The organism is Rothia sp. P5764, assembly GCF_048512965.1.
Taxonomy (GTDB): Bacteria; Actinomycetota; Actinomycetes; order Actinomycetales; family Micrococcaceae; genus Rothia.
Map to the genome: position 1 here is coordinate 104,710 of NZ_JBLXXQ010000002.1, position 12,806 is coordinate 117,515.

Annotated in this window: 9 protein-coding genes; 7 read left to right on the forward strand and 2 right to left on the reverse strand. The window is 55.9% G+C overall.

Features of this window, described 5'->3' with window-relative positions; all coding sequences use genetic code 11:
• The first annotated feature begins 49 nt into the window (after nucleotides 1–49).
• From ACN08Y_RS04165 to ACN08Y_RS04185, 5 genes are all read left to right on the forward strand, one after another.
• Nucleotides 50–1,813 carry a BCCT family transporter gene (locus ACN08Y_RS04165; RefSeq protein ID WP_419111922.1) on the forward strand — a complete coding sequence of 588 codons (1,764 nt, stop codon included), beginning with the start codon at nucleotides 50–52 and terminating at the stop codon, nucleotides 1,811–1,813.
• A gap of 213 nt (nucleotides 1,814–2,026) precedes the next feature.
• Nucleotides 2,027–4,165 (forward strand): excinuclease ABC subunit UvrB, encoded by a 2,139-nt coding sequence (gene uvrB / locus ACN08Y_RS04170; RefSeq protein ID WP_419099793.1) that lies wholly within the window; start codon nucleotides 2,027–2,029, stop codon nucleotides 4,163–4,165.
• A 57-nt stretch (nucleotides 4,166–4,222) separates the two neighbouring features.
• A complete protein-coding gene (locus ACN08Y_RS04175; protein WP_419111923.1) occupies nucleotides 4,223–5,404 on the forward strand; it encodes an MFS transporter in 1,182 nt (393 codons plus the stop codon).
• 188 nt (nucleotides 5,405–5,592) lie between these two features.
• Nucleotides 5,593–6,789: a TerC family protein gene (locus ACN08Y_RS04180; RefSeq protein ID WP_419110496.1), complete on the forward strand. Its 1,197-nt coding sequence runs from the start codon at nucleotides 5,593–5,595 to the stop codon at nucleotides 6,787–6,789.
• A gap of 254 nt (nucleotides 6,790–7,043) precedes the next feature.
• The gene (locus ACN08Y_RS04185; RefSeq protein WP_419111924.1) at nucleotides 7,044–7,364 is read left to right on the forward strand and encodes an SdpI family protein; all 321 of its coding nucleotides are present in this window, start codon (nucleotides 7,044–7,046) and stop codon (nucleotides 7,362–7,364) included.
• A 94-nt stretch (nucleotides 7,365–7,458) separates the two neighbouring features.
• On the opposite strand, the gene ACN08Y_RS04190 is transcribed toward ACN08Y_RS04185, so the two are convergent.
• Nucleotides 7,459–8,853, reverse strand: coding sequence for an alpha/beta fold hydrolase (locus ACN08Y_RS04190; protein ID WP_419111925.1), 1,395 nt, complete (start codon nucleotides 8,851–8,853; stop codon nucleotides 7,459–7,461).
• Nucleotides 8,854–8,949: 96 nt separating this feature from the next.
• On the opposite strand from ACN08Y_RS04190, the gene ACN08Y_RS04195 reads away from it, so the two are divergent.
• Nucleotides 8,950–9,540 (forward strand): hypothetical protein, encoded by a 591-nt coding sequence (locus ACN08Y_RS04195; RefSeq protein WP_419111926.1) that lies wholly within the window; start codon nucleotides 8,950–8,952, stop codon nucleotides 9,538–9,540.
• On the forward strand, nucleotides 9,537–10,124 hold the full coding sequence (locus ACN08Y_RS04200) for a hypothetical protein (RefSeq protein WP_419111927.1): 588 nt from the start codon (nucleotides 9,537–9,539) through the stop codon (nucleotides 10,122–10,124). The genes ACN08Y_RS04195 and ACN08Y_RS04200 overlap by 4 nt, the downstream gene beginning before the upstream one ends.
• On the opposite strand, the gene ACN08Y_RS04205 is transcribed toward ACN08Y_RS04200, so the two are convergent.
• The gene (locus tag ACN08Y_RS04205; RefSeq protein ID WP_419111928.1) at nucleotides 10,121–12,724 is read right to left on the reverse strand and encodes a DEAD/DEAH box helicase; all 2,604 of its coding nucleotides are present in this window, start codon (nucleotides 12,722–12,724) and stop codon (nucleotides 10,121–10,123) included. The two genes, ACN08Y_RS04200 and ACN08Y_RS04205, sit on opposite strands and share 4 nt — an antisense overlap.
• Nucleotides 12,725–12,806: the final 82 nt, after the last annotated feature.

A 12,806-nucleotide genomic window follows, 5' to 3' on the forward strand; every position in this document is an offset into this window, starting at 1 on the left:
ATGCAAGAAAGCCGGGCAGGGGGAATCGCATTTTCCACCGGGATTGACCGTGCTGACTAAGCTACACAACCTCTTAGGGCTGAGAACCAGCCCTGCAATTTTCTTTTCCTCGGCCTTCTTTATCGTGCTTTTCACGGCCTTGATGGCGGCTTTTCCCACCACGATGTCAGACGGTATCGGCGCGGTTTCCGGCTTCATCATTAAATACCTGGGCTGGGTTTACACCCTGGGTATTGCCATTTTCTTCTTTTTCTTGGTCTATATGGCCATGAGCCGTTTCGGGCGTATCAAAATTGGTGACGACGATGCTGAACCCGCATACTCAGGATTGGCCTGGTTCGGTATGCTCTTTGCCGCAGGTGTGGGTGCTGTCTTGCTCTTCTGGGGTGCTGCTGAGCCCATTTCTCATTACGCCAAGCCACCCTACGATGGCGTAGCACCACAGTCTGATCACGCGGCACTCGATGCTCTAGCGATTGCTAACTGGCATATTGGTCTGGGCGTGTGGATTATTCTGACGGTACCTGCTTTGGCTTTTGGCTACTTCACCTATAAACGTAAGCTACCCCCGCGCGTTTCCTCGATCTTCCAGCCCCTGCTGGGCGAACGTATCCACGGACCCATCGGTAAACTCATCGACTCGGTAGCCATTATTTCTACCGTTTTTGGTATCGCAGTCTCTGTAGGTATGGGTGCCCTCCAGCTTAATTCAGGCATGGGGATCATGTACGGACTTCCCCTGGGCGGTATTATCCAGGCCGGCATCGTGGCCATCATTACGGCCGCGGGTATCACCTCTGTGCTCATGGGTATGGATAAGGGTGTTAAGCGACTGTCCTACATTAATATCCTCTTGGCTATTGCTCTGATGATTTTTATCCTCATGACGGGAGCTACCCGTTTCGTCACCCTGGGAACCGTTGAATCTGCCGGCTACTTCCTGCAGAAGCTCCCCGTCATGATGCTCTTTAACGACGCCTTTGCCGATACCGGTTGGATCGGCAGCTGGACGGTCTTCTACTGGGCATGGACTGTGACCTGGGCACCCTTTGTGGGTCTCTTTATCGCTAAGATTTCCCAGGGGCGCACTATCCGCCAGTTCGTGGTGGGTGTACTGTCTGCCCCTACCGCTTTCACCCTGATTTGGGTTGGTGTCTTTGGGCTAAGCGCCTTTAACATTGAGCGCAAGGAGAACGGCACCCTGGTGCAGACCGTTGTTGAGCAGGGCGATATTCCCGCCGCGCTCTTTGAGTTCTTGAGCCATTTTCCCCTCTTCCCAGTGGTTGCGGTGGTTGCTCTTCTGGTGATTACCATTTTCTTTATCACCTCGATCGACTCAGCCGCTCTGGTCATGGATGCAATCGCTAACGGGCACGAAGACCCGGCACCCAAACGGCAGGGGGTCTTCTGGGCTGCCTCCATCGGTCTTGTGTCAGCCTCAATTCTTGTGGCAGCAGGCGATAACGGGCTCCTTGCCTTGCAGAACGTCATTGTTGTCATCGGCTTCCCCGTCTGGCTCATTGGGTTTATGCAGATATGGATGCTGGTGCGGGCCTTACGAGAAGACGCTGGTGAACTGCCACCCATGAAGACCCGCCAGTGGAAACAAGTTCTCCCCGTGGAGGAATACCACCGCCGAGCCCAGGAAGACTTCTCATCCATTGGTGAAGTCACCATTCGCCCCGAGTATGAGTTAGGCTCAGAGCCGGAATATGAGGGCCTGGTGCCCAAGACGGGACAGATTCCTGTAGTGACTGCTGAAGCTGTAGCCTTGGACGCCACTGAGAAGGCCCAGCAAGAGAAGCAGGTTTAGGGTATCTCAGGTCTGCCTGAGGGGATGGAGCTATTCCTGTTCACCAAGATATACTGCTGGCTTACTGCCTAGAAGATGGGGAGTAAGCCAGCAGTTTTTGCTTGGGGAGGGTAGTGGGGCGAGAACCATTAACCTTCTGCCTGTAAGCTCTAGAGGCTGAATATTCGTACTGGTGTTCTAGTTTTTGCCCTGGTTTTTCGGTAGGGTAGGGGCATGAGTCTTGCCCAGGAAATCAACCGGATTGTTGCCCCCTTTGAAGTCGTCTCCGAATATCAGCCAGCGGGCGACCAGCCCAAAGCTATTGCTGAGCTCACCGAACGAGTGCAGAACGGTGAAAAAGATATTGTTCTGATGGGCGCGACCGGTACCGGTAAGTCGGCAACCTCCGCCTGGCTCATTGAAGCTGTCCAGAGGCCTACTCTGGTCATGGTCCAGAACAAGACCCTGGCCGCCCAGTTGGCCAACGAACTGCGTGAACTACTGCCTCATAACGCGGTGGAGTATTTTGTCAGCTATTACGACTACTACCAGCCCGAAGCCTATGTGCCGCAGACCGATACCTTCATTGAGAAGGACTCGTCTATCAATGAGGAAGTAGAGAGACTGCGTCACTCTGCCACCAACTCCCTGCTGACTCGCCGCGATGTGGTGGTGGTGGCAACCGTCTCCTGCATCTATGGGCTGGGTACCCCCGAAGAGTATGTGGCCCAGATGGTTACTCTGCGGCGGGGCCAAGAACTAGACAGGGACGAGCTACTCCGTCGTTTTGTGGGCATGCAGTACGCACGCAACGATATGGACTTCCATCGCGGAACCTTCCGGGTGCGCGGCGATACCGTAGAAATTATCCCCATGTATGAGGAAAACGCTATTCGCGTGGAATTCTTCGGGGATGAAATTGAGGCTATCTACACCCTGCACCCACTTACCGGTGAGGTCATCCGTGAGGAAGAGGAAATGTATGTCTTCCCTGCCTCGCACTATGTTGCCGGTGCTGAGCGCATGGCAAGGGCCATTAGCTCTATTGAGGATGAACTGCGGGAACGGCTCCAAGAACTAGAGTCTCAGAATAAGCTGGTTGAAGCCCAGCGCTTGCGGATGCGCACCCAGTATGACCTGGAAATGATGGAGCAGATGGGATTCTGCAACGGCATCGAGAACTATTCCAGCCATATCGACGGGCGCGCCCGGGGAACTGCGCCTCACTGCCTACTGGACTATTTTCCCGATGACTTCCTGCTGATTGTGGATGAATCCCACGTCACGATCCCTCAGATTGGTGCCATGTTTGAGGGCGATATGAGCCGTAAACGAACCCTGGTGGAGCACGGTTTCCGCCTGCCCTCAGCCATGGATAACCGCCCCCTGAAATGGGAGGAGTTCCTGGACCGTATCGGCCAGACCGTCTACCTTTCAGCAACCCCCGGCAGGTACGAACTGGCTCAGGCCGATGGGGTCGTGGAGCAGATTATTCGCCCCACGGGTCTGGTTGACCCTGAAATTGTCGTTAAGCCCACCCAGGGGCAGATTGATGACTTGCTTGAAGAAATCCGTGTGCGGGTCCAGGGGGATGAGCGCATACTGGTGACCACCCTGACCAAGCGTATGGCAGAGGATTTGACCGACTATCTGCTTGAACACGGGGTCAAGGTCCAGTACCTGCACTCCGATGTGGATACCCTACGCCGTGTGGAACTATTGAGCGAACTGCGCCAGGGCGTTTTTGATGTTCTGGTGGGCATCAACCTGCTCCGTGAGGGCTTGGACCTGCCCGAAGTCTCACTGGTCGCTATCCTCGATGCCGATAAGCAAGGTTTCTTGCGCTCCACTACCTCGCTGATTCAGACCATCGGGCGTGCTGCCCGTAACGTGGGCGGACAAGTACACATGTACGCCGACAAAATCACCGACTCTATGCGGGTGGCCATTGACGAGACCAACCGCCGCCGCCAGATACAGCAGGCCTACAACAAGGAACACGGCATTGATCCGCAGCCTCTGCGGAAGAAGATAGCCGATATCACTGACAAGCTGGCCCGCGAATCAGAGGACACCGCTGAGCTCCTTGCCTCGCGCAAGGGTAATGCAAAGACTGCATCCAAAAAGGGCACCAAGTACGCGGCTACCTCACCGGAAGCCGAGGAACTTCTGAAAAAGGCCGAAGCCAAGGTACGTGCCGACGGACTTGCCGCCGCTCCCGCCGAGGACCTGATGAGCCTGATTGAAGACATGCACGCACAGATGATGCAGGCCGCTGAAGAACTCAAATTCGAGCTGGCAGGCCGCCTACGAGATGAGATAGCCGACCTGAAGAAGGAACTACGGCAGATGCAGGCAGCGGGGCACGCCTAAACCCGGAAGGGTGGTAGAATTGTGCGGTTTGTGTCCTTACCTTTTCTAGGAGCCACCGTGAAGCAGAGTGTTGCCCGCATGCCCGGTATGCCTCAAATTCTCATCACCTTTGGTCTGAGCATTAGCAGCCTTGCCGTTCTGCTCCCGGCCTCACCCGCCTGGGCTGTAGCCGGCGGTGCTGGCTCCTTCGGGGCAGGCGCAACCAACGCTGTACTCATGGCTGTCACCGTGGCCACGCAGTTCTCGGTGCCCACCCTTACCCGCCATTTTTCCTGGGCACATGTACTGCCCCTTGGCACAATCCTCTTAGGTCTACCCTCCCTCATTCAGCTCATCAGCCCTGCCCTGACCAATATCCTGCTGACCTCAGCCCTGCGAGGGGTCGGCTTTGGCATTGTCACGGTCTGCTGTTCTTCGGCTATGTCCTACCTGGTTCCCCTGGAATACCGAGGCCGGGCGGTGGGTCTCTACGGACTAGCCGCAGCTGGCTCACAAATGTTCTTCACCCCGGTTGCCCCCTGGGCTATCGAAGTCTTTGGGCACCGGCCCGTCATTGCTGTGGGCGCGATTGCTGCGCTCGCCGCACCCTTTGCTTTTCAGCTGGGACGCTCCGTTGATCGCTATCTGGCACAAGACCAAGAGGGCAAGCCAACAATATCTGCTACCCCTAAGACCTCGACCACTACGATTATCAAACGTATCTGGCCCGCCCTGCTGACGCTCACCCTGGTGACCTCAGTGGGCGGTGCCTTCATGACTTTTTCCACTGAAATAGCGCCCACCGCAACACTGGCTACAGGCGGCTTGCTCCTGCTCTGCCTCCTAGCTACCCCCACCCGTCTCTACGGCGGTTCACTTACCGACCGCTTTGGGACCCGTCTGCTGATGACACCGGTACTGGGATTCGTCGCTCTGGGGCTGGTTCTGCTTGCCCTGATGGATGGGGCGAGCTCTCTTTCTGTGCTCTTCTTTCTCCTGGGCGCATCCATCATGGGCTTTGGCTACGGCTTCCTGCAATCGGTGACTATGGTGCGAGCCCTGAGCGATGCCGGGGGAGCCGATGCCACCCAGCGAGCATCGGTTGCTTGGAACTCACATTTTGATATTGGTACCGGACTGGGGGCCCTTGCCATTGGGGCTCTTGAACAGTCCACCAATTTTGCAACTGCCTGGGTGGTAGCGGCACTTATCCTAGCTCTCTGTGCTCTTGGAATGGGTTTACGAGACGCCCGTTCCTGAGTAGTCGCTGTTCAAACGGTGCCCGCGTAGGTTATAGTTGAGGTTCGAGCAAGGGAGTATCCCGCTAATTCCTGTTTCGTCAGCACGTTGATCGATGGCGCCCAACCGGGGCAGGAAACCACATAAGCTAAGGTGGTTGGGAGAGACTTGTGGATTTTGGTTAACCCTCAACCACAAGAAAGGCTCTCATGCATATTAGTGGTTTACAGTGGGCGGTAACTATCGCGGTTATCCTCCTGCTTTTAGCGTACGATTTTTTCTTCCATGTGCGGAAGGCTCACGAGCCCACCATTAAAGAGGCCGCTATCTGGTCGGCTCTCTACATTGGTTTGGCACTAGCTTTTGGCCTGGTCATCCTTTTCTGGGATGGCACCCGGTTCGCCGCCGAATACTACGGCGGCTACATCACCGAGAAGGCCCTGAGCGTTGATAACCTTTTTGTCTTCCTCATCATTATGGCCAGCTTTAAGGTGCCGCGCGCTGACCAGCAGAAGGTGCTTCTCTTTGGCATTGTCTTTGCTCTGATAGCTCGCACTGTTTTCATCCTTGCCGGTGTCGCTTTGATTAATACCTTTAGCTGGATCTTCTACCTGTTTGGTCTGGTACTTATTTACACTGCGGGCAATTTGATCAAGGGTGAAATTACCGATAAAGAGGAAGAAGACGAAGCCAATAACATTGTTATCCGTCTGGCAAAGAGAGTCTTACACACCGTTGACTACTACGATGGCGATAAGCTCTTCACCCTTGAAAACGGCAAGAAGGTCATGACCCCCATGCTGCTCGTTATGGTAGCTATCGGCGGCACCGATATTCTCTTTGCGCTGGACTCAATTCCCGCAATCTTTGGCCTGACCCAGGAGGCCTACATTGTCTTTACCGCAACAGCCTTCTCACTGATGGGCTTGCGTCAGCTTTACTTCCTGATTGACGGCCTGCTGGACCGCCTGATTTACCTCTCCTGGGGCCTGTCTATTGTCTTGGCCTTCATCGGGGTCAAGCTCTTGCTCCACGCTTTGCACGAGAATACTCTGTTTTTCCTCAACGATGGGCAACCCGTTCAGGTGATAGAGGTTGGTATTGAGCTGTCCTTGGCAGTTATTATCAGTGTCCTAGTCATGACAGTTCTTGCTTCACTGTATTCCCCTAAGGGTAGGGCACTTGCTACCATCCAGAAGGTTCAGAATCTCTCTGATGAATACCTGAACCTACCTGCTCATGCTCCTGCCGCACAGCGTGCTGAGCTTCAGAGCAAGTTGGATGCTGCGGCCGCTAAGTCACGTAAAATTCCTCAGAAATACCGGGATGAGCTGATTGAGTCCGAGGCGGAGTACCAGGATCTGGTGCATCGTGCCCGCACGGCCCATGCGGAGCACACTGCCTAAGGGAAGAGGTTCGAGGCTGATCCCTGGGCTTTGCTGACCTTCTTGGCCGATACCGTCAGTATCTTGCCCTACGGGCAGATGCTGACGGTTTTGTTTTGCTTTATCACCGCTGCTATGCGCCTAGAATGAGAGATATATTAAAGGCAGTCTCAGCTCAGTCAACAAGAGGGGGTCCGACTGTGTCGCTCATAGACTATCTACCGCTTGTTATTTCTTTAGTAGGGGCAAGCATAGTATTTGTGGTGACAGCTCAGATGGGAGCACATGGCCGCCTGCCTCCCAATGGGGTTATTGGGTTTCGTACAGCATCGACTCTGCAATCTGATGCCGCTTGGGAAGCTGGACACCGCGCTGCCGTCCCCGCCCTGCGGATCCTGGCATTGGTGCAGGCTGTGGGCGCTGGCCTTACCTTTGTTTTGGGCTGGTTTCTGCAATCACCTTTCGCTATTCCTTGCGGTATAGGCGCCTTGCTCCTGACGGGTGCTGTATTACTTGTACTTTCAGCTACTTCTGTTAAGACTGCGGCTCATACTGCTCATCAAGAGTGGTTAGAGCGCCAGAGCCGAAAGCTATAGCTGACTTACCTAGATGATTATTCGATAGCTCAGGCAAAAAAGCCAGGCGCTGACCCTGATCAGGGGCGAGCACCTGGCTTTTGCTTTCGTAGATCTAGCGCATATCCGCTAGCAGGTTCTTTAGATGACCCAGGATGGCCGGGCCATCGACTCCTAGACCGTCATGGTGGTGAGTCTGCGAGGTCCACACGCGAGTGTTCCCCACAAAATCGGCGGTCTTCATGGAATGGGCATAGTCCACAAAGACATCGGGCACATAGGCCGCCGCCGCTAGAGGCACCCGGTTCTGAGCCAGCTGTTCGTGGTCATAGAGCCTGCCCCAGTCCTGCTTTTCAGCCAGCAGGTGGGCAACCTCGGCCAGCGGGCCTAGAGCCGGGTCCTCCTCAAAGTACCAGGGGAAGATATGCTCGCCCAGCCAGAGCAGGTTTTCTGCATCTTCTGCAAATTCTGGGCGCTCGGCGTGCATACGGGCTGCTGACCAGCGAGTCGGTGCAGGGGAGGGGGAGCCTGGCGCCCCGTCTGCGTAGATACTCTCGTGGAGAAGCCCATAAAGGGGAGCTGATGCGAAACTAACCTGTGCGCTCACCGCAGTCAAGAACTGGTCGGACAGCCAGTTTTTTGACTCGGCAAAAGCAGACTCCAGAATATAGTGCAGGTTGCGTGCCCGCCCGTTGCCGCCCAGAAGATGCCCCAGCATCTGTAGGCGATGGGGTGTCAGCCGTTCACCGGTGGGTAAGACTTCCTGATGGGTAGCAAGGTGCTGCGCGATACGGGCCGCCAGCTCGCGGTCCTGGGGGTACCAGCTGTAGTATTCCTCGCTCCGTTCCTGCATACGGTCCAGGGTTGAGCGGTAGACCTCATCAAGGTGAGAGCGGATGGGGGCAAGCCCGGCCGTCACGCGGGCATCTTTGATGGATTCAGGGGCGAAGGATAGGTAGCTGAGGGTCAAAAAGCCGCCGAAACTCTGGCCCATTGTGGACCAGCGCTGATCTTTGCGGTCAGCTAGAAGGAAGCTACGGACGACCTCGGCATCGGCAATAATAGAGTCTGCCCGGAAGAGCTCACAGTATTCTGCCTGAACTTCTGCTGACCCTAGTTGGGCGAGTGCCTTGGCAGAGAGCGGGGTGGAGTTGCCGGTTCCGCGCTGATCTAAGAGCACCAGTCGGTGGGTCTGTGCTAGCTCCTGCACCCAGCCGCCCTCTGTTGCCGGACGGGGGCTTTTGCCACCAGGCCCACCCTGGAGGTAGACCATGTAGGGGCGCTCATCTGCAGGAAGAGTCAAAGCCTCGGAGGTATCAACTACTTCACGGGCAAAAACGGTCATGCTCTGCTGGGCAAAACGGGACTCTAGTGCCGCTGACTCACTCTTGCCAAAGATTAGGCCGTGGGTCGCGGGTGCGGTGAACCAGTGATCGATGAATTTGAGTGAGCCGATGGTATGTGTAGCCCCAACACGATGGCTGGGTGTTGGTAGGGCAGAGAGGGCCACGGTGACCTCCTAGTAGGGACGGAAAAGACTTTTAAGCTCTCGTTATATATAACAATATACTGTTATATTCCAAGATATAACAGTATATTGTTATATATGTTTGTCATGACCGTAGACCAGCGTAACTCTTCAACCGGCCAAGACCTGGTACCCCAACTGCACAGTGACCTAGCCGGAAACAGCAATATTGCCTCACCGCTAAGGCCCTTCCAACGCACCGCAGGCGACGAAGTCCAAGCGGTCTTCGATGACCCAAACGGCCTGCTCGAAACCGCCCTAGTGCTGGCCCGCCAGGGAACCTGGCATATCGGGATTGGGGTCGGTGCCGTCAATGAGCCGCTACCGGCCAATGCCCGCGAAGGGAACGGCCAAGCTTACAGGAACGCGCGAACCGCAGTGGAGCGCGCCAAACGCTCAGCCGGACACATAGCCTTTGAAGGAACAGGTAGATTTTCCGAACTGATTGAAGCCAGCCTGCAACTTGTCATGGGGCTTGAAGAAGACCGGAACGACTCCTGGCAGGCCATCGGAGAACTCTACGAGCAGGGCATGACCCAGATAGAAATTGCCACGCACCTGCAAACCTACCAGTCAGCGGTCAGCCGTGCCCTCAGACAGGGACGATGGCAGGAAACCCGCCGCATGGTACAGGAGCTCAAAACCCTACTCGCTGAGGAGAATGTATGAACCTGATAATTTGCATCCTGCTGGTAGCGCTTTTTACCCTGTCACTGCTGTGGCTAAAAACCCAGAACGCCAGCGCCCCCAAAACCTGGACTCTCATGACCCTACTCGGCGGGGCCCTTGTGCTGTCTACCCTGGCACAGCCCCTTGAAGCCCCGGTCCGTGAGCTGACCACAACGCTCGCAGTGCTGGTGAGCTGTTTGGGCGGGTCAACTCCAGCAATCTACTTCGTGGGGAAGATTAAACAGAAACAAACAGAAGAAAAGCCCAAGGGCCAGCACATCACCGGCACCCTGGGCATCCTAAACCTACGTGCAGACATCACCCAGTCCGACGAACGTATCGAAGCCGAAGGCGGAGGCCGCCTCATCGGCATCTTCGAACGGCTCGCAGTAGCGCTCTGCCTCATCACCGCACAAACAAGCGCTCTAGCTGTCATCGTTGCAATCAAAGGACTAGCCAGGTACCCGGATATCAAAGCCGGGCACCTGACCGCCGAAAAGTTCATCGTGGGGACTTTCGTCTCCCTGCTCTGGGCAGCAGGCTGCGTCCTGATCGCCGTGAACCTGCGGTCAGTGCTGGGCTAGAAAGCCCCTACGCTCTCAATCAGCACCACGGGAGCGCCTTCCGCATCGGAGGCCGCTAAATCAACCCTGGCAACAATACCGAAGTCATGGTTCTCATCCGGGTCCGAGAAGGTCTGCCTGACCAACCAGAAACCGGGGTGCTCAGCAGTATCATCGTCAATTGTCAGCAGACCAGGTGAACGAGCATCGGCATCGGTGTAGATATCCTCGTACTCCTCAAAGTAATCGTCCATAGCGTCGGCCCAACGGTCAGAGTCCCAGCCAGAGCGCTCGCCGTCTAACTGGCCCAGAATCTTGTCGCGCTCATCGGCAAACAGCTCCACCCTGCGGAAGAGGGCGTTACGCACCATGACCTTAAAGGCACGCGGGTTAGCGGTAAGAGCGGGTGCGCTTTCTGCCACCAGTTCCTCCAGAGAGTCCTGGACGGGTAGGCCTTGGTCACCGGAGGCCATACGCTCCCACTCATCAACCAGGGAGGAGTCTGTCTGGCGGATCACCTCGCCTAGCCACTCAATCAGGTCGGTGAGCTCATCGGTCAGGGCAGAGAGGGGAACGGTCTGGCGCAGTGCCTTATAAGCATCGGAGAGGTAACGCAAAAGAATACCCTCTGAACGTTCCAGCCCGTAGTACTGGATATAGTCGCCAAAGCCCATGGCCCGCTCATACATGTCCCGGACTACGCTCTTGGGCTCTAGCTGGAACTCTTTCATAAAAGGAGCACCGGACGAGTACGTTTCAAAAGCGGCTTCAAGGAGTTCCGCTAGGGGCTGGGGGTAGGTAATCTTATCCAGCTCAGCCATACGTTCGTTGTAGTCCATGCCCTCGGCCTTCATCTCGGCTAGGGCTTGGCTCTTGGCTTTCTTCTCCTGACCCACAAGAACCTGGCGGGGGCGCTCAAGGGTCGCTTCGATGATAGAGACCGCATCGAGGGCGTAGGAATCGCTCTCAGAATCGAGCAGGCTGAGGGAAGCCATAGCAAAGGGGGAGAGCGGCTGGTTCAGAGCAAAGTTCTCTTGCAGGGAGACGGTAAGCCGGACGGTGCGACCAAACTCATCGGGTTCAGCCAGGCGCTCCACGACCCCGCCGTTGAGTAGTTCACGGTAGATACCAATCGCCTTGCGTTTGAGGGATCTCTGCTTGATAGGGGGCTCATGGTTGGCGGTCAAAAAGAGCATGACGGTCTCAAAGGGGTCAGCCTCACGCTGAAGCATATTGAGCATCATGGAGTGAGTGATCTGGAAGGACGAACTTAGCTGCTCTGGCTCAGCCTCAATGATCTGCTCAAAGGTTTTCTCGCTCCAGGCCACAAAGCCCTGCGGTGGTTTCTTCTTTTTACCCCTAAGGGACTGGGCTATTTTCTTCTCGTCGCCACTAAATTTTTCGCGAGCCTTTGCTTCGAGCCGTTCATTTTCAATGTCGTGCTCGGGGGCCTGAACAACCACGTAGCCGACGGTATCAAAGCCAGCTCGTCCAGCTCGTCCTGCAATCTGGTGGAATTCGCGGGACTTGAGCCGGCGGGTGCGCTGACCGTCAAACTTTGAGAGAGCAGTAATCAGCACGGTGCGAATGGGGACGTTGATGCCCACACCCAGGGTGTCGGTGCCGCAAATGACCTTGAGCAGGCCAGCCTGCGCTAGCTGCTCCACCAGGCGGCGGTACTTGGGGAGCATACCCGCATGGTGGATGCCGATACCGTTCTTAATATACTTTTGGAGCACCTTGCCGAAACCCGCAGAATAACGGAATCCCGCAGTGAGCTCATTGATTTTCTCTTTCTCTTGCTTGGTCGCAATCGACAGGGACATTAGAGAAGCCGCCGTGTCGATAGCCTGGAGCTGAGAGAAATGAACGATGTAGACCGGTGCCTGGTGGGTGGAAACCAGCTCGTCAACTTTCTCGACCAGCGGTTGGCGGGAGTAGGAGTAGTTGAGAGGAATGGGGCGGGTTTGGCTGGTGACCAGGGCGGTACCGCGCCCGGTGAGCTCGGTTAGTTCCCGCTCAAACCGGCTGGTGTCCCCGAGGGTAGCGCTCATGAGCAGGAATTGCGCCTGGGGCAGGTCAAGCAGGGGAGCCTGCCAGGCCCAGCCGCGTTGGGGGTCAGAGTAGAAATGGAACTCGTCCATAATGACCTGGGTGACGTCGGCTCCAGCACCCTCACGAAGAACGATATTCGCCAGAATCTCGGCGGTGCAGCAGACGATGGGCGCATCGGCATTGATAGAGGAATCGCCGGTGACCATACCCACGTTCTCGGCACCAAAAATCTCGCACAGGTCAAAGAACTTTTCAGAGACCAGCGCCTTAAGAGGGGCGGTGTAGTAGGAGCGCTGACCAGCGGCCATACCTATAAAGTGAGCGGCCACAGCAACAGTGGATTTACCGGAGCCGGTGGGGGTTGCCAGAATGACGTTATTGCCAGCGGCTAGCTCTAGAACAGCTTCGTCTTGTGCCGGGTAAAGCTCCATACCCCGGGCTGCGATCCATTCGGTAAAGGCCTCATAGGCTTCGTCACCGGTGAGGGGGTTGGTTGCAAAATCTCCACGGTAGTAGTGCTTGGTGGAATCTGCCAGGGATGGGGAAAGGTACTGAAGAATCTTCATGATGTTAACCAGTTTAGTGCAGGCCCCTGAGGCAAGCCGCGTAAATGCACTGCTCCCATTCCGTTTCATCTCGTGGTGGTAG

What these genes read in the sequence shown, in the direction of transcription:
- ACN08Y_RS04180 (WP_419110496.1), top strand. Translation starts at nt 5,593, where the DNA reads ATGCATATTAGTGGTTTACAGTGGGCGGTAACTATCGCGGTTATCCTC.
- ACN08Y_RS04200 (WP_419111927.1), top strand. Translation starts at nt 9,537, where the DNA reads ATGAACCTGATAATTTGCATCCTGCTGGTAGCGCTTTTTACCCTGTCA.
- ACN08Y_RS04195 (WP_419111926.1), top strand. Translation starts at nt 8,950, where the DNA reads ATGTTTGTCATGACCGTAGACCAGCGTAACTCTTCAACCGGCCAAGAC.
- ACN08Y_RS04185 (WP_419111924.1), top strand. Translation starts at nt 7,044, where the DNA reads ATGGGAGCACATGGCCGCCTGCCTCCCAATGGGGTTATTGGGTTTCGT.
- ACN08Y_RS04205 (WP_419111928.1), bottom strand. Translation starts at nt 12,724, where the DNA reads ATGAAGATTCTTCAGTACCTTTCCCCATCCCTGGCAGATTCCACCAAG.
- uvrB (WP_419099793.1), top strand. Translation starts at nt 2,027, where the DNA reads ATGAGTCTTGCCCAGGAAATCAACCGGATTGTTGCCCCCTTTGAAGTC.